The sequence below is a fragment of the Pseudomonas sp. PDM31 genome, assembly GCF_019218965.1.
Taxonomy (GTDB): domain Bacteria; phylum Pseudomonadota; class Gammaproteobacteria; order Pseudomonadales; family Pseudomonadaceae; genus Aquipseudomonas.
Window position 1 is genome coordinate 1 of sequence record NZ_JAHUWS010000053.1, and the last position, 249, is coordinate 249.

At 61.0% G+C, this 249-nt stretch carries 1 protein-coding gene; it reads right to left on the minus strand.

Features of this window, described 5'->3' with window-relative positions; all coding sequences use genetic code 11:
- Positions 1-249 (minus strand): hypothetical protein (locus KW839_RS27425; RefSeq protein ID WP_218426053.1); only part of this gene is annotated, 249 nt, incomplete at both ends.

Genomic DNA, 249 nt, shown 5'->3' on the forward strand with positions numbered 1-249 from the left:
TGTAGCTGTAGCTGACCACGCCGGTAGTGGCATTGAACCCGGTGATGGTCAGGGTGCTGCCCAATGGAGTGACCGCTGATTGCGGGAAGCCCGCCGCCACGCCATTGGTGACCACGGCAATGCCGCCCACCGTCAGGGTCGTCACACCGTCCAGCGCGGTGATGGTAAAGGTGCCGTTCTGGGTCAGGGCATTACTATCCGCAGCACTGCCGTCACCGAGGTTTTTCTCGAAAACAGTCAACTCGCCAC